This window comes from Achromobacter sp., assembly GCF_049647645.1.
GTDB lineage: Bacteria > Pseudomonadota > Gammaproteobacteria > Burkholderiales > Burkholderiaceae_B > Achromobacter.
Map to the genome: position 1 here is coordinate 1 of NZ_JBARYB010000186.1, position 15,066 is coordinate 15,066.

Below are 15,066 nucleotides of genomic sequence, written 5' to 3' on the forward strand. Positions count from 1 at the left end.
CCCGACATGCTGCCCGTCAGCGGCGCATTGGATTGCGCATGGCCGGCTGCAGGCGCCAGCGCCGCGCAGGCGCAGGCCAGGATGAACAAAGCGTGCTGGGTCGAATGAGACATGGCAGTCTTCCTCAAAACGGAGTTAGCGCACGATGGGGCCGTTGCTCAGCCCTTCCATCAATGGGCTCATCATCGGCATGACCGTCTGCCCGCCGCTGGACACCCGAGTGGCCGGCGCGTAGGACGCGCCCGGCACCGGGGCCAGCTGGCCGCGGATCTCGGCGGCCAGGCGCAACACCTGGCCACGCGCCTCATCGCTCAATTGCGCCCGCTCCATCAGGCGCTGCGCCTTGAGCGGATCGCCCTCGACCAGCAGCAGCACCGCCAGGTTCGCCAGCACCTTGCCGCTTTCCGGCGTCAATTCCGCCGCCTGCCCCAAAGGCACGCGCGCACCCGCCGGATCGCCCGCCCGTAGCCGCGCGTAGCCCAGGTCGCCCAGGATCCGCGCGTCCATTGGCGCCAGCCTGGCCGCGCGCGAAAAGTAGTCGGCCGCCTGGTCGAACTGCCCGCGCGATCCGGCGATCAAGCCCAGGCCATGCCAGCCCTCGGCCGCCTGGTCGGTGGCGGTCAGCGCGCGGTAGGCCTGCTCGCTCTGCGCCGCCTGTCCGGTCTGGCGCAGCGCCTCGGCGCGCAGCACCGCCACCCGCGCATCGTTGCCGTACTTCTGCTGATAGCCATCGATATATGCCAGCGACGCGTAATAGCGCTCCTGGCGTTGCGCCTCGACGATCATGGACAGCATCATCTCCGGCTCCTTGGGCCGGCGCTTGCTCTCGGCCTCATCCTCCTTCTGCCGCACCAGCGCCTGCTCCTGCTGCTGTTGCTGGATCAGCTGCCAGGCGGATTCCGCGTTGTTGGTCTTGCATCCGCTCAAGCCCGCGCCAGCGGCCAGCACCGTGGCCGCCAAGGCCCAGCGTCCCGCGCGCGACCTGCTTTCCGTTCCGCCGTTCATGACATCCCCCCCATGCGCGACAAGCCGCGCAACACCGCGATGAACCCCGCCCCGCCCGTCACGATCAACAGCGCGGGCAACAGGGTCACGATCATGACGCCCGTCATCTTGACCGTGGTCTTGCCCACCTTCTCCTTCAGTTCCAGCCGCCGCTGGTCCCGCAGGCGTTCGCCGAAGCGGTTCAAGGGCTCCTGCACCGCGCCGCCGTGCTGGTCCACCTGCGCGATCAGGCGGCAGATGGCGGACAGGTCGTCGTTGTCGAAGCCCGTGGCCAGCCTGGCCAGCGATTGCTCGCGCGTGCGGCCGCGCACATAGAGTTCGGAGGCCAGGCGCAATTCGAACGCCAGCACTGGCAGCACCTGGCCGAACTCCTTGATCAGCACCTGCAGGCTCTGGTCGATCGACAGGCCCACGCCCTGCAACAGGCGCAGCAGGTCGATCAGCAGAGGCAGCTCGTCGGCCGCCTGCCTGCGGCGACGCGCCAAGCGCCGCCGCACAATCCATTTGGGCAGCATGTAGCCGATCGCGAAGCCGAGAAAGCCCGCGACCAATGCGCCCATCGGCATGTCCGGAAGATGCTTGCTCAAGTCCAGCGTGACCGCCGCCACCGGCAACAGGATCGCCAGGCCGACCCGGATCAACACGAAACGCGAACGCGCGGTGCCCGGATTGGCATAGCCCGCCATGTCCACCAGCTTGCGGTCCTCGGAGGCCAGCAGCGCGTCGGCCAGCCGGCCTTCGCTCAGGCGTTTGCCGAAGGTATCGGCCGCCCGCGCCGCCGCAGCCAGCCTGCCCTGCCCGCCTTCGCCACGCAGGGACGCCGATGCCGCGCCGCCCTCGCGTGCCGCCAGCGCCTGATCCACCACCTGGCGGCTGCGGCCCTGGCTGCGCAAGCGCCGCGCCATGCCCAGGCCCAGCACCACCAAGCCGGCCGCCACCAGCATCAGCGCCATCGCCAGCACGGTGGACGCGTTCCAGGATTGCAGGATGTCCATGCGGCGCCTCCCTTCAAATGGCCTTGGCCATGCGATACAGCCAGAAGCAGCCGCCGATCTGCAGGCAAACCGCGGTGAGCAGCATCCTGAAGCCCTGCGGGTCCTGCCACAGGCCCATGAACAGATTGTTGTTCGCGACGATGATGAAACCCGCGATGCCCACCGGCAGCAGGGCCAGGATCCAGGCGGACAGCCGGACTTCGGCCGAGCTCGCGGTCAATTCGTTGCGCGCCTGGGCGACGTCGCGCATGAACGCCGCCATGCGTTCCAGCACCTGGTCGCTGCGGCCGCCGAAGCGCATGGCCAGCGACACCACCGCCGCGACCATGTACAGCTCCTTCAACCCATACAGACGCGACACATGCGCCAGCGCCGCGTCCAGTTCCTTGGAGCGGCTCAGGCTGGCCGCCGTCTCCACCACCTCGCGCAAGGGCTCGTCGGCAGCGGCCGCGGCGCTCTGGAACGCGGCGCCCATGCTGTTGCCGATGGTGATCAGGCGCACGATGTTGTCCAGGAACGCGGGCAGCTGCGAGATCATGCGCCGCTGGCGCTTGTCGGCTCGCAGCCACAGCAGGAAGTACGCGAACACGGCCAGCAGCAGTAAAGTCACCGCTCCCGAAAGCGCCCCCAGCAAGACCCAGGCCAGCGCCGCGCCGACAACGACGGGAAGCGCGATGCGCAAATACAGGCCGATGCTTTGCCGCAGGCCGGCCTGGCGCAGCAAGCGGTCCCAGCCGGAAAAACCGCTGCGGAACTCGCGCGAGTTCTCGGCGAAGGGCGCATCGGCGGAGGCATCCTCGCGGCCGCGCTGCAGCTGGCTTTCCAGAAAGGCGGAGCTGGCCGCCCGCCGCGCGCTGCGGCCGGCATGGCGCCACAGCAGCACCGCGCCGATGGCCAGCACTACCGCCAGGCTCGCAAGCACCAGGACTTCGAGCATCAGCGCCTCCTGCTCCAGAATCCGCCGCCCCCGCCATCGCGGTCATCCGGCGGGTTGTCGTTGGCGCGCGCCTCGTTGCGCATCTTGGCCAGCTTGGGAGTGTGGGGGTGGATGCCCAGCCAGTTCCAGCGGTCCTTCTCTTCGCCGTCCGGCGCCGCGTAGGATTCGTGGCGATAGAGTTCCTGGGTGGAGATCACGTTGTCGCCCATGCCGGTGATCTCGGTTACCGACAGCACCCGGCGCTTGCCGTTGGACAGGCGGCCGATCTGCACGATGAAATCCAGCGCGCTGGCGATCTGCCGGCGCAGGCTGTCCTCGCTGCCCTGGAAACCGGCGAAGCCGGCCAGCATTTCGATCCGGTACAGGCATTCGCGCGGCGAGTTCGCGTGGATGGTCGCCATCGACCCCTCATGCCCGGTGTTCATGGCCTGCAGCATGTCCATGACCTCGGCGCCGCGCACTTCTCCCACCACCACGCGATCCGGCCGCATCCGCAGGCTGTTGCGGATCAGCTCGCGGATGGTGACCGCGCCGCTGCCGTCAAAGCCCCCCTGGCGCGATTCCAGCCGCACCACGTGCGGATGGTTGAGCGACAGCTCGGCGGTGTCTTCCACCGTGACCACCCGTTCCGTTTCGGGGATGAAGAATGCCAGCGCGTTCAGCAGCGAGGTCTTGCCCGAGCTGGTGCCGCCGGACACCAGTATGTTGCAGCGGTTCTTCACCGCTTCGTTCAGCAGCCGGTAGATCTCTTCGTCGAAGCTGCCCAGCGTCAGCAAGTCCGCCGGCTTGAGCGGATCCTGGCGGAATTTGCGGATCGACACCATGGGGCCGTCCACCGCCAGCGGCTCGATCACTACGTTCAGGCGGCCGCCGTCGGGCAGGCGCGCGTCCACCATGGGACTGGACTCGTCCAGCCGGCGGCCGATCGGGGCTAGGATGCGGCGCACGATGCGCAGCACGTGCTGGTTGTCGGTGAAGCGCAGCGTCTCGCGCGCCAGCACGCCGCGGCGCGAGACGAAGACATTGTCGTAGCCGTTGATCAGGATGTCTTCCACGGCCGGGTCTGCCAGCAGGTCCTCCAGCGGCCCCAGGCCGGCCAACTCCTTGGTCAGCGCCTCGGCAATCGCGCGCATTTCGCCTTCGTTGATGGGCACCCGGCGCAAGCGCACGAAACTCGCGACCTCGATGTCCACGAACTCCTGGATCGCCGACCGGGCCCAGCGGCCGAATTCCGCGCCCAGTTCCTCGATGCGGGACAGCAGGTGCTCGTAGGCCGCCGTCTTCACTTCCTGGTAGCGGTCCGACGCCGAAAAGCCTTTATCGCCGTCGCCGCCGAATTCTATCGTCGCTGTCATGATCATGTCGGGTCCCGTAGCCGTCCGTCTATCTATCCGTCAACCGACCACCATGCGGCGGTGCACCCCGGGCAGCCAGGTGGCCAGCCAGCCTGCCCGACCGCCGGGCGTGTTCTCCTCGGCGCAGAGGCGTTCCGCCAGCGCCTGCACCGCGCGCACGTAGACGTCGCGCTCGGCTTCCTCGTGCAGCAGATGGCCGCGGTTCGTGCACACCATCAGGGGCAGCGTGCGGTCAGGCAACGTACCCACCAGTTCCAGCTGGAAGCGTTCGGCGATCTGCTGCGCGGTCATGCCGTAGCGCTCGTCATAGCGGTTGACGATCAGGCCCAGGCTGCGCCGGTCCACGTGCAGCTGCTCCAGCTCCTGCAGCAGGCCGGCCAGCGACACCAGCGCGCCCACGCTCTGGTCGGTCACAATCCAGTTCAGCTGCGAGGCGCGCGCCAGGCCCGACACGAATTCGGGATTGGTGAAGCCGCCCGAATCGGCCACCACGACCGCGAAATGCTGGCGCATGCGCTCGAACACCAGCAGAGAATCCGACTGCGACACGTCGCGCATCTGGCCCAGGTCGCGCGGCAGCGACAGCACGCTCAAGCCATTGGCGGTATGCGCCATGGCGGACCCCAGCAACGTGGAGTCAAGGCGGCGCAGATTGCGCGCCGCCTCGGCAAAGTCGAAGTCACCGCCGATGTTCAAATAGAGCTGGCAATCGCCCACGGGCCAACCCAGGTCCATCAGCGCCACGCGATTGGCCAAGGGCAGCGAGTCGCCTGCGGGCTTGGACGCCTTGGCTCCGGCGGCGGCGCGCTGGCCCAGCGCGAGCCTCAGGCGGTCCTGCACCATGCCAGCCAGATGCACGGCCAGGGTGCTGGTGCCCACGCCGGGACGCGCGCCCAGCAGCACGACGCTGCGGCGCGTGCCGTCCATGCGGCCGCCGGACGGCCGGTCGAGCAGGCGCAGCACCACTTCCTTGATCTCCTGCGGCGCCACCGAGGGGTCGACGAAATCGCTGACGCCCGCCCGCAAGGCGGCGATCGCCCCCTCCGGCTGGCTCAGGAAGCCCACCGCCACGCGCGGCACCGTCGGCGCAATGCGCGCCAGCAAACGCGCCAGTTCAGCGGACTTGAACAGTTTGCCGGGCTCGTCGTCGCTCAGGGTGAAATCCAGGAATACCACCTGCGGCGCGATCTCCGTCAGGCGCCGCGCCAATTCTTCGATGCGCGGCGATTCCTGGGTCAGCATCCCCAGGTCGCCCAGAGCCTGTCCCAACTGCGCGGCGACCGCGTTGCCTTGGGAGCAGAACAGGAACCGCGTGCCGTTTTGCAGGCCCACCCATTCGCTGGCATGTGTCTTCATATTGCTCACCGTGAAAAGCCCGGCATCTGCTGGCCGCCCACCGGGCCGGTCAGGTAATAGCCCCAAGCGTTGAACGCCGTATCCGTCTGCTCCTGCTTGGCTCCCGGCAACGGCAGGGCAACGCCGCGCGCGATGGGGCGCACCAGGCGCGGCGTCACGACGATGACCAGCTCGGTGTCCTCCTGGGAGTAATCGACGCTGCGGAAGAAGGAGCCGATGATGGGCAGGTCGCCCAGCATGGGCACCTTGTTGACCATGGCCTTGGTCTGGCGCGACACCAGGCCGCTGATCACGAAGCTTTCGCCATCGCCCAGTTCCACCGTGGTGTCGGCGCGGCGGGTGCGCAGGGCCGGAATGATGGTGCTGGTGTCGGCGCTGGTGTTGATGGCGATGCCGTTGGTGTAATCCAGCTCGCTGGCCTCGGGCGCCACTTTCAGCGAAATGCGGTCGCGCGACAGCACGGTGGGCGTCACGGTCAGGCCGATGCCGAAGGGCTTGAAGGTCACGTTGACGGTCCCCAGGCCGCCCGCCTGCGGAATCGGCAACTCGCCGCCGGCCAGGAAGCTGGCGCTCTGCCCCGTCAAGGCCACCAGGGTCGGCTCGGCCAGGACCCGCGCCATGCCGTTGGTCTGCAGCAGGCGCAGCCGCGCCGAGAAGTTGTTGGAGTCGTAGAACAGCGAAAAGCCGGACGCCAGCGCGCCGCCCAGGCTGGCAGGCATGGTGGAGCTGCCGCCGCTCCAGGGGCCGTTGCTGGCCGTGAAGCTGATGCCGGCCGCCTTCATCACCGAACGCGACACTTCCACGACCTTCACCTCTACCTGCACCACGCCGCCGGTGCCGGCGGTGGACATGTCCACCACGTTCTTTTCCCCGCCCACGGCGGACGCCGCCATGGTGGCCGATGCGATCTGCCCCAGTTGCGACTCGGCATGGCCCGACACGACGGCGTGGCCGTCGGCGATGTCGACATTGGCGCCGCCGCCCAGGCCGCGGCTCGCCAGCGCGCCCTGCACGCTGCCGCCGACGCGGACGTTCCATATCTGCGGCGCGGCGTTGTTGCCGGTCCAGATCTGCAGTTGCGTGGTGCCGGGCTTCTTGCCGTAGAGCAGCACGGAGCCGGCGCGCTTGCCGGAGGCGGGCAATACCTTCACGTCCGCCACGTCGGGGTCGCCGATGGCGATGCGCGCGGGCGCGCCGCCATCCAGCAGGAGGCTCTGCTGCCCCTTCACCGCCATCGAGATGTCGCGGGCCGGCGCATTCGCGCCAGTCGCGGGCGCCGCGGTCTGTGCCAGGCTGAGGCCCCCGTGCGTCATCGCTGCCGCGGCCGACAGGAGGCAGATCATGGTGGTGCGCTGATGTTTCTTCATGTGCAGGACCTGATGATGGAAGAAGTCCGGCTGCGGCCAGCGCCTGGTCTGCCCGCAGCCCCGTTCAATAGCGCACGCGCTCGGATTTTTCTCCTCGGATGATTTCCACTGTCCGGCCGCCGCCGGAACCCTGGGGCCGGCTTGCGGCGCGGGCAGCAGGCGCCAGCGCGGCGGACGTGGTGCCGTCCAGTTGCACCAGGCTTTCGCCGGCATAAGCGCGGTTGGGGCCCGACAGCAGCGACTCGCGCTGCGCGGCAGTCAAATCGGCGCGGACCGGCAACACCGTGCCGCGTTGGGCGAACAACTGCGCCTCCGGCATGCTGTCGTCGCCGACCGGGCGCAGCGCCAGCTGCAGGCGGCCCGCGCGGCTGGCCAGCATCAGTTCATTGACTCGATCGACCGGGACGGCCAGCACCGCGGTGCGCGCCGGTTGGCCCGGGCCGCCCTGCTGCAGGGCCGATTTTTCGTCCGGCCCTTCCACCGACGCCTTGCCATAAGCCAGCACCCGCACCTGGGACTGCAGCAGGCGAGCCTGGCCTACCGCCACTTCGGCGCTTTTTTCGATCATGAAGAACACGTCCACCATGTCACCCGGGACGATGCGGTTGCCGCCGCCTATCACTTCGTCCACCGCAATGGCGACAGCGCGTTCGCCCGGCTTGAGCTGGCGCGCCAACCCTTGCGTCAACAGGCTGGGCAGGATCGGATCGCCCGCGGCGATGTCGACTTTCGCCACCGCGCCCTCCAGCGGCGCGATCTCGGCAAAGCCGCCGGACAGCGCGACCTGCCACTGCGCCACCGTCAGCATTCTTGCGCTGTCGATGCGCGAGCCGGCCGGAATTGGTTCCCTGGCCACCACCACCGGATGCAGCTTGACCGACTCCACCGGTGCCGCCGCAACCGGCGCGGGCGCCATGCTGGGCGGAGGACTGGCAGGCGCCGATGCCAGACGCCAGGCCACGAAGGCCAACACCAGACCGGCCACCAGCAACATACCCGCGACGATCTTGCTCAGACTGCTCATGGTGTCCCCTGCGATATCTGCACAACGGCCTGCGATTGCAATCTGCTCGGTATCCAGTTCCGGTTCGTGCCTGGCAAGGCGGTGATCAGCCCGCGCACCGTCTCCAGCAGCGGCCAGGACTGGGTGTTGTAGGTCATGGCGACGGTGGCGCAATCGGCCAGCCTGCCGCCCGCGCCGGTCCAGGCGCAAGGAGCGCGCGTAGTGCTGCACAGCACCGCCGAACCGGCGGAGAAGGAGCCCATCGCCGCGAGGCAGGCCGCGGCCGGCACATCGGCCTGGCCGCCGGACCGGGCATAGACCGCGGCGCGCGCGCCATCCGCGGCGGCCGCAGCCAGTTGCTGCTGCATCCAGAACAGCGCACCGAACCCGACCACGCCGCAAATGAAGAGCAGCAGCAGCGTGAGCGTCAGGGAGAACTCCAGCGCCGCGATGCCGCGCTGCCGCTGGCGCGGCGTCTTGTCTCCAGGGCATTGCGGATAGGCTCGCATCTCAGCCTCCCCCGCCCAGGGCATTGCCCAGATGCACAGTCGCGCGCGCGCTCAGCACGCTGGAGGCCGGCATCAGCGCTGTCTGCAAGATCGGCAGCGACGGGATGAGCGGATGGGCGCCATACGCATAGGACACGTAAACCTCGACCTGGTCCTGCGCCAGCGGCAAGCCGCTGCAGGCGCCCCCGGCGGCGCTGCTCAGCGCGCCCGCGCTGCCGCAGACCGCCACCTGCACCGGCGCCGCGGACATGGAGCTGATCCACTCCGCCTGGTACAGCGCCCAATCGCGCCCAGCGTTGGCCCGCGCCGTCAACGACGCGGACCCGGCCTGCCATTGCAAGACCTTGCGCGCGCCGTCCTGCGCGGCCAGCGTCACCGAATGCTGCGCGGCGACCACCAGGGAGTACGTCAGGATGCCGTAAAACACCAGGAAGAACACCACGAATACCAAGGCGAATTCCACGGAATAAGAACCGCGCTGAAGGCGGCCAGGCCCAGATAGGCGGCATAGGGAATCTGGCGCGCCCGGTTGCTCAGCGCCCAGACGCGCGACGCCGCCAGATACAGCAGGCCATGCAGGCCAGCCAGCACGCTGGCCAACGCCAGCGTCACCATCAGCGGCGCAAAACCCAGCAGCAGCCCGAGCACGGCGATGGCCTTGATATCGCCCGCTCCCATCAGGCGCCTGCGCCATAGCGGCAGGAAGGGCGCCGCGACCAGAAAGCCGGCCAGCGCCATCAGCCATCCTGACCATCGCGGCGGATAGGCCCAGCCGGGCGCCAGCAAGGCCGCCAGCAGCCATAGCAATTGCCCCGCGCATCCAACGATGACCAGCCGGTTGGGGACGCGGCGATAGCGCAGATCGGCGTGGATCAGCGCCAGAATCCAGCATGCGAACAACAGCCACCACAGTACTTCCCCTGGATACAAGGCAAGACCTTCTGAGAAATCGGATTCGACGACAGGCGCGTCGTGACCGACGCGGACTCCCTCAATCAAGCGATGCCATGTTGCGGGCACGCGCCGCGGCGGCTAGAGACACAACGCCGCCACGACGCGGACAGGCTTGCGGCTTAGGTCGGAGGCGGGGTGCTGGTACCGGTCTTGGCGTTGTCCAGCTTGGTGCCTAGTTCCTCGAACATGCCTTTCAAGGACCCGGTAAATGTACCCACCGCAACAATGAGGGCTACCGCCACCATTCCCGCGATCAGCCCGTACTCCAGGGCGGTGATGCCGTCTTCGTCATTCCAGAACTGCGCAAGTGTTGCTTTCATGTCGAGCTCCATGGGTCTCGATTAATGACCGGGGCAGGTCTTCAAGCAGCAGAGCCAGCCCCCTAAAGCCTGGAACCGCCCACGCGCCGAGGTCATTCCCGCGGCGCGCGTCCAGGGTCCAGCTAACCCGGCCCCGGCGTGGCTCCGGGCAATCTGTCCGAAGCCACGCCAGGGGCCGATTCAATGATCGAGTCGATGCGCTGCGCCGTGCGCGCGCGAAAGCGTTCCGACGCGCGCTGCAGATGCCAGCGCATGAGGAGCAAGGTGATGGCCGACAGCGCGAAAGCGACGTAAGGCAGCATGGCGCCGCCGATATGCAGGCCGACGGCATCGTTCGTGGTTGTGCAGATGACCGCCCCGGCGGCCGCGCCGGTGTAATGCATGCCGCAGACCGCGACGGCCATCAAAATGGCCGCGCCGACGCGCTGGCGTTCGTTCTGGGTATTGAAGGCGAGCCACAGCGCCGCGGTGGCCGCGGCGACGGCGATCAGCACCGACAAAACCACCAGCGGCAGATTCCAGAGCAATACCGCCGGCATGCGCGCGGCGCTCATGCCCACATAATGCATGGAAGCCACCCCGAACCCGGCGGCGCAGCCCCCGACCAGGCAACGGAGAAAAGTGAAGCGGTCCCGGCCGACATACCAGAATGCCCAACCGGAAAACCCGGCGGCGACCATGAAGCTGAGTATCGTCAGCCCGACCTGGTAGCCGACTGCAAAAGGCAAGTTCTGCGCCAGCATGCCGATGAAATGCATGCTCCAGATACCCACGCCGCCCATCGCCACCGCGCCGATGATGATATAGCCGACGCGGATTTCACCATCCTGGGTTTCCGCGCGGATACCCGCCGCGGCCAGCAAGGCCACGTACGAGCCCAACGCCGCAATCAGGAACGAGAGCGCCACCAGACCGCCGTTGAAGGAGAGCGGAACGACATCGCCCGGGCTCATGTGCGCTCCCTGTGTGGCAAGCGGCTGCGCCAGTGCGCGGCCGGCAAGCTGTTGCAGTGCTTCTTGCGGTAATCCCCAGCCATCTTTGCCTCCGGGCGGGTCCACACATTTTGCGTATTTTTGATACGTATCTTTAGTTTATATATTGCCAAATCATACACATCAGGGTTTTCACTGAATTTCGCGATATTGCGACATCAGATGTGTAACGAACACCCCCAAGTTTTCGAAAACATTAATAAAAACAGTTAAATAGCGTTTATCTTTGCCGAAAAATATATTCCGCAACAATAGAATATTCCTAAACAATTCAAATACCATTCCTTTATGCGAGCTGAATTTGAAATGAATTGTCATTCTGCGGCAAATGCTGGCACCATATGAACGCCCGTAAACGCAACTTTTTATTAACACTGTTGCGACCCTTTTCCATTTGATGCTCGACCAATACCGGCTATCCGTTCAGAAATACCAGCGGACATGAGAGACAAAACAGGCACGAGATGCATGTTCCCGGCGAGTCGGCTCTGCCTCGCCCTTGTTTGCCTCCTGGCAGCCGGATCTCACGCACGGGCCGAAGGCCCGCTCCGCGGAAACCCGGTGGACGCCATGCCGCGGCTGGAGCGCCCGCCATCGGCAACCCAGCCGCCGCCTTTTGTCCAGACCGCCACGCCGGAACAACTGGCCTTGCAGGCCCGGCTGGCCCAACGCATCGTGCCGCGCAACTTCGACGTCAGCGGCGTGCGCGCCCTGCCGTTCGAGGAAGTGTCGGGCTTGCTCAGCCCGCTTGCGGGCAAGGAGATCAGCCTGGGCGAACTTGTCCAGGAGGTCGACAAGATCACCCAGCTGTACCGCGACAAAGGCTATCCCCTGTCATTCGCGCTGCTGCAGAACCAGACCTTCGCCAACGGCCTGGTGGTGGTGACGGTGGTCGAGGGCTACATCGCCAACGTGCGGATCGAAGGCGACATCGGCAATGCGCAGGACAGGTTGGAAGCGCTGGCCGCGCCGATGCAAGAGGAGCGGCCGCTCAAGCAGGCCACGCTGGAACGCCAGTTGAACCTGATGCGCACCGTGCCCGGCGTCAAGTTCACGCCCAGCCTGGACCTGCCGCGCCGCGCCGATGGCGCCACCGAACTGGTGCTGGCGGCCAGCCGCCAGCCTGTCAGCCTGACCGGCGGCATCGCGGACCTGGGCACCGGCATGCAGCCCGTGGTCAACCTGGTGACCAACAGCCTGACGCCGCTGGGCGAGCAAGTGAAACTGACTGCCTCGGTCCCCTTCAATACCGATGACGTGAAGTACGTGTCGGGCGAGATCCGAGTGCCTATCGGCGCAGACGGCCTGGCTCTCAAGATCGATGGCTATCACTACGATGCCCGGCCCCACGACGACGCGATCGAAATGCTGGGCTTCGAACGCCGCGTGAAGAACGACCGTATCGGCGTGGGCGTGAGCTATCCGTTCCTGCTGAACAACACCCGTTCGCTGACGGGAACCCTGGGCGTCTACGCGGCCAATTCCAAGGACCGGTACGAAGCCCGCAACACCGACCGCTGGCTGCAGCAGGATGCGCAGGTGCGCGCGGCGACGGCCGAGATGCGCTACATCCAGGTTTCGGAAACCAAGGCCACGGACGTCACGCTGAGCGTGGCCAAGGGTTTTGACGCTGCCGGCGCAAAGAAGGACATCGCGACCAACTACGGCTATTCCGCCACCCCGCTGCTAGACCTGGATTTCACCCGCTACAACCTGAACGCCAGGCAGACCTTTGTGCTGCCCGCACAGATCGGCCTGGTTTTCTCCGGCGCGGCGCAGTACTCCAGCAACATCCTGCCCTCGTCCGAACAGGTCTCGTACGGCAGTTGGCGCTACGCCATGGGCTATCCGCAGGGCGAGCAAAGCGGCGACAAGGGCGTCGGCGTGTCGGCGGAAATCAATCGCCGCTTCGGCGTCGGTTGGGAGTACCTTTCCAGCGTCCAGCCGTATGCCCTGGTCGACTACGCGCGCACTTGGTACAACAACAAGGATCTGCAGACCCTGAATCAGCGGCACCTGTCTTCCGTGGCCCTGGGCCTGCGCTTTACCGACGACAAGTACTACCTGTTCGATTTCAACGTGGCCAAGCCGGTCGGATCGGCCACGGTCAACGACAACCGGAACGTGCGCTTCAACGCCAACTATTCCCTGTTCTACGACGCGTTCTAGCCGCCCCGGACGAGGCGCCCGGCAGACAGATGAACGCCCGTCATGACGGGCGTTTTTCTTGCTTGGCTCCACCCGGTGTTACGTAACGTCCGACGTAACGTAACGTCGGATTAGCCGCTTTCCGTAACATTCGCAGGCTCAACGCGATCGCAAAAATGAGGATTTTGCAGATTTAAGGAAAACCCTTATTTTTCCTAATAATCCATTGATAACAATGGAATTTAATTCATCGAAAATTGCCGAAGCTGACACTTCGGAGCGGGTTTGAAAAATCTTGGCATGGTTTGTGCATGAGAAAGCGTATCGGGCTGTTTCCACGCCTGACTCTTCCAACCACAGGAGTACGCCATGCACACCCATTCCGAAGCGCGCCGCCTGCAACGCATTCTGACTGCTACCGTCATGGCCACGGCGCTTGTCAGCGCCCTGGCCGCCTGCGGCGGCGGTGGCGGCGGGAAGAAAACCGCCGGCCTGCCTGGGACCGACATTCCCACCAACCCCGGCGGTGGCGGCCTTGATCCTGGCGGCGGCCTCAACCCTGGCGGCGGCACCAACCCTGGTGGTGGAACCAATCCCGGCGGCGGTACCAATCCCGGTGGCGGTACCAATCCCGGTGGCGGTACCAATCCCGGCGGTGGCACCAACCCCGGCGGTGGCACCAACCCCGGTGGCGGCACCAATCCTGGCGGTGGCACCAACCCCGGTGGCGGCACCAATCCCGGTGGCGGTACCGACCCAGGTGGCGGCACCAATCCGCCGCGCGTGAGCGGCCTGCTGGAAACCACGCTGGGCAATACCGGCGCGGCACTCGACAACACCCTCCCCCTGAACCTGGACACGACATTGACCGGCGTGGGCAAGGCGCTGGATCCCACGATCAAGCCGGTAGCCGACACAGTGGTCGGACTGACTCAGCAGATCGGCGCGACTACCGGTTTGGGGCAACCCACTGACGGCGTCGTCAGGCAGGTAGGCGGCCTGGTCAGCGACCTGGGCACCAGCGTCAAGGGCTCGGGCTTGCCCGGAGGGCTGGGTGCTGGCGTGGGCGGCCTGGTGGACGGCCTGGGCAAAACCGTGGCCAGCACTGGCGGCCTGCTGAACGCAAATCCGAACAACCCGAATCCTCTGACCACAGTGCTGGGCAATGCCACGGGCGCCGTAGGCGCCCTGACCGGGGCGCTGTCGGGCCAGGGCGGTCTGCTGCAGCCCCTGACTCAGGTGGTCGGCGGCCTGACTGGCGAGGCCTTGAACGGCCCCGCGTTGGGACTGCTGGAACCCGCATTGGGCAACACCGGCCAGGCCGTCGACAACGTGTTGCCGCTAGGCCTGCAACCCGTACTCGGCAGCGTAGGGGGGGCACTGGATTCGACCGCCAGTCCGCTGGTCGCCAAGGTTACCGGGCTGACACAGCAAGTGGGCGATGGCGCCAAGCTGGGCGCGCCAGTGGCGGGGCTGCTGAGCGGCCTGGGCGGCACAGTCACCAATCTGGGCAGCGCCTTGCCGGGAAGCGCAACCGGGCTTAACGATGTACTGCGGAACCTGGGCGGCGCAGTCAACACAGCGGGCGGCGTACTCCATGCCTCCCCGTCCAATCCCAACCCCTTGGGTTCGACGCTGCACAACGCCACGGCCGCCGTGGCCTCGTTGACCGGCACCCTGGGATTGGGCGGAGTGACCGGCGGCCTGACGGGCGGCGCGGGCGGTACGGGCGGCCTGCTGGCGCCGGTGACGGGCCTGCTCGGCAACGTGACGGGGACATTGGGCGGCGCAACCGGCGGTGCCAATGGCGGACTGCTGGCGCCAGTGACAGGCCTGCTCGGCAACGTGACCGGAGCGGTGGGCGGCGCCACCGGCGGCGCCAATGGCGGACTGCTGGCGCCGGTGACAGGCCTGCTCGGCGGCGTGACCGGAGCGGTGGGCGGCGCCACCGGCGGTGCCAATGGCGGAGTGCTGGCGCCAGTGACGGGTCTGCTCGGCGGCGTGACCGGAGCGGTGGGCGGCGTAACCGGAGCGGTGGCTGGGACAGCAGGCGGCGCTGCGGCGGGCGCGGCGGTCGGCACCAGTGGTGGCGGCCTGCTGGGCGGGCTAGTGGGAGGCGTAAACG

At 66.9% G+C, this 15,066-nt stretch carries 14 protein-coding genes; 2 read left to right on the forward strand and 12 right to left on the reverse strand.

Going from position 1 to position 15,066, the window contains the following annotated elements; all coding sequences use genetic code 11:
• Positions 1-135: 135 nt before the first annotated feature.
• The 12 genes from WBB14_RS21240 to WBB14_RS21295 all read right to left on the reverse strand — a co-directional run bounded on the left by WBB14_RS21240 (position 136) and on the right by WBB14_RS21295 (position 10,754).
• Positions 136-1,005 carry a tetratricopeptide repeat protein gene (locus WBB14_RS21240; protein ID WP_424241577.1) on the reverse strand — a complete coding sequence of 290 codons (870 nt, stop codon included), beginning with the start codon at positions 1,003-1,005 and terminating at the stop codon, positions 136-138.
• Positions 1,002-2,000, reverse strand: coding sequence for a type II secretion system F family protein (locus tag WBB14_RS21245; RefSeq protein WP_424241578.1), 999 nt, complete (start codon positions 1,998-2,000; stop codon positions 1,002-1,004). The genes WBB14_RS21240 and WBB14_RS21245 overlap by 4 nt, the downstream gene beginning before the upstream one ends.
• A 13-nt stretch (positions 2,001-2,013) precedes the next feature.
• Positions 2,014-2,937 (reverse strand): type II secretion system F family protein, encoded by a 924-nt coding sequence (locus tag WBB14_RS21250; RefSeq protein WP_424241579.1) that lies wholly within the window; start codon positions 2,935-2,937, stop codon positions 2,014-2,016.
• Positions 2,937-4,298 (reverse strand): CpaF family protein, encoded by a 1,362-nt coding sequence (locus WBB14_RS21255; protein ID WP_424241580.1) that lies wholly within the window; start codon positions 4,296-4,298, stop codon positions 2,937-2,939. The genes WBB14_RS21250 and WBB14_RS21255 overlap by 1 nt, the downstream gene beginning before the upstream one ends.
• 33 nt (positions 4,299-4,331) lie before the next feature.
• Positions 4,332-5,657: a pilus assembly protein CpaE gene (locus tag WBB14_RS21260; protein ID WP_424241581.1), complete on the reverse strand. Its 1,326-nt coding sequence runs from the start codon at positions 5,655-5,657 to the stop codon at positions 4,332-4,334.
• Positions 5,654-7,015 carry a type II and III secretion system protein family protein gene (locus WBB14_RS21265; RefSeq protein ID WP_424241582.1) on the reverse strand — a complete coding sequence of 454 codons (1,362 nt, stop codon included), beginning with the start codon at positions 7,013-7,015 and terminating at the stop codon, positions 5,654-5,656. The genes WBB14_RS21260 and WBB14_RS21265 overlap by 4 nt, the downstream gene beginning before the upstream one ends.
• Before the next feature lie 64 nt (positions 7,016-7,079).
• Complete coding sequence (gene cpaB / locus WBB14_RS21270; protein ID WP_424241583.1) at positions 7,080-8,039, reverse strand: Flp pilus assembly protein CpaB; 960 nt, start codon at positions 8,037-8,039, stop codon at positions 7,080-7,082.
• Positions 8,036-8,527, reverse strand: a complete 492-nt coding sequence (locus tag WBB14_RS21275) for a TadE/TadG family type IV pilus assembly protein (protein ID WP_424241584.1) — start codon at positions 8,525-8,527, stop codon at positions 8,036-8,038. The genes cpaB and WBB14_RS21275 overlap by 4 nt, the downstream gene beginning before the upstream one ends.
• Before the next feature lies 1 nt (position 8,528).
• The gene (locus tag WBB14_RS21280) at positions 8,529-8,990 is read right to left on the reverse strand and encodes a TadE/TadG family type IV pilus assembly protein (protein ID WP_424241585.1); all 462 of its coding nucleotides are present in this window, start codon (positions 8,988-8,990) and stop codon (positions 8,529-8,531) included.
• The gene (locus WBB14_RS21285; RefSeq protein ID WP_424241586.1) at positions 8,936-9,457 is read right to left on the reverse strand and encodes an A24 family peptidase; all 522 of its coding nucleotides are present in this window, start codon (positions 9,455-9,457) and stop codon (positions 8,936-8,938) included. The genes WBB14_RS21280 and WBB14_RS21285 overlap by 55 nt, the downstream gene beginning before the upstream one ends.
• A 143-nt stretch (positions 9,458-9,600) precedes the next feature.
• Positions 9,601-9,801 (reverse strand): Flp family type IVb pilin, encoded by a 201-nt coding sequence (locus WBB14_RS21290; RefSeq protein ID WP_332012731.1) that lies wholly within the window; start codon positions 9,799-9,801, stop codon positions 9,601-9,603.
• Positions 9,802-9,923: 122 nt separating this feature from the next.
• Positions 9,924-10,754 (reverse strand): MHYT domain-containing protein, encoded by an 831-nt coding sequence (locus tag WBB14_RS21295; RefSeq protein ID WP_424241589.1) that lies wholly within the window; start codon positions 10,752-10,754, stop codon positions 9,924-9,926.
• Between the two features lie 507 nt (positions 10,755-11,261).
• Here WBB14_RS21295 and WBB14_RS21300 point away from each other — a divergent pair.
• Both WBB14_RS21300 and WBB14_RS21305 read left to right on the forward strand, forming a co-directional pair.
• Complete coding sequence (locus WBB14_RS21300) at positions 11,262-12,962, forward strand: ShlB/FhaC/HecB family hemolysin secretion/activation protein (RefSeq protein WP_424241587.1); 1,701 nt, start codon at positions 11,262-11,264, stop codon at positions 12,960-12,962.
• Between the two features lie 348 nt (positions 12,963-13,310).
• Positions 13,311-15,066: collagen-like triple helix repeat-containing protein (locus WBB14_RS21305; protein ID WP_424241588.1), on the forward strand; the 1,756-nt coding region annotated here is incomplete at its 3' end.

What these genes read in the sequence shown, in the direction of transcription:
- WBB14_RS21250 (WP_424241579.1), bottom strand. Translation starts at nt 2,937, where the DNA reads ATGCTCGAAGTCCTGGTGCTTGCGAGCCTGGCGGTAGTGCTGGCCATC.
- cpaB (WP_424241583.1), bottom strand. Translation starts at nt 8,039, where the DNA reads ATGAGCAGTCTGAGCAAGATCGTCGCGGGTATGTTGCTGGTGGCCGGT.
- WBB14_RS21245 (WP_424241578.1), bottom strand. Translation starts at nt 2,000, where the DNA reads ATGGACATCCTGCAATCCTGGAACGCGTCCACCGTGCTGGCGATGGCG.
- WBB14_RS21295 (WP_424241589.1), bottom strand. Translation starts at nt 10,754, where the DNA reads ATGAGCCCGGGCGATGTCGTTCCGCTCTCCTTCAACGGCGGTCTGGTG.
- WBB14_RS21300 (WP_424241587.1), top strand. Translation starts at nt 11,262, where the DNA reads ATGTTCCCGGCGAGTCGGCTCTGCCTCGCCCTTGTTTGCCTCCTGGCA.
- WBB14_RS21240 (WP_424241577.1), bottom strand. Translation starts at nt 1,005, where the DNA reads ATGAACGGCGGAACGGAAAGCAGGTCGCGCGCGGGACGCTGGGCCTTG.
- WBB14_RS21275 (WP_424241584.1), bottom strand. Translation starts at nt 8,527, where the DNA reads ATGCGAGCCTATCCGCAATGCCCTGGAGACAAGACGCCGCGCCAGCGG.
- WBB14_RS21290 (WP_332012731.1), bottom strand. Translation starts at nt 9,801, where the DNA reads ATGAAAGCAACACTTGCGCAGTTCTGGAATGACGAAGACGGCATCACC.
- WBB14_RS21255 (WP_424241580.1), bottom strand. Translation starts at nt 4,298, where the DNA reads ATGATCATGACAGCGACGATAGAATTCGGCGGCGACGGCGATAAAGGC.
- WBB14_RS21265 (WP_424241582.1), bottom strand. Translation starts at nt 7,015, where the DNA reads ATGAAGAAACATCAGCGCACCACCATGATCTGCCTCCTGTCGGCCGCG.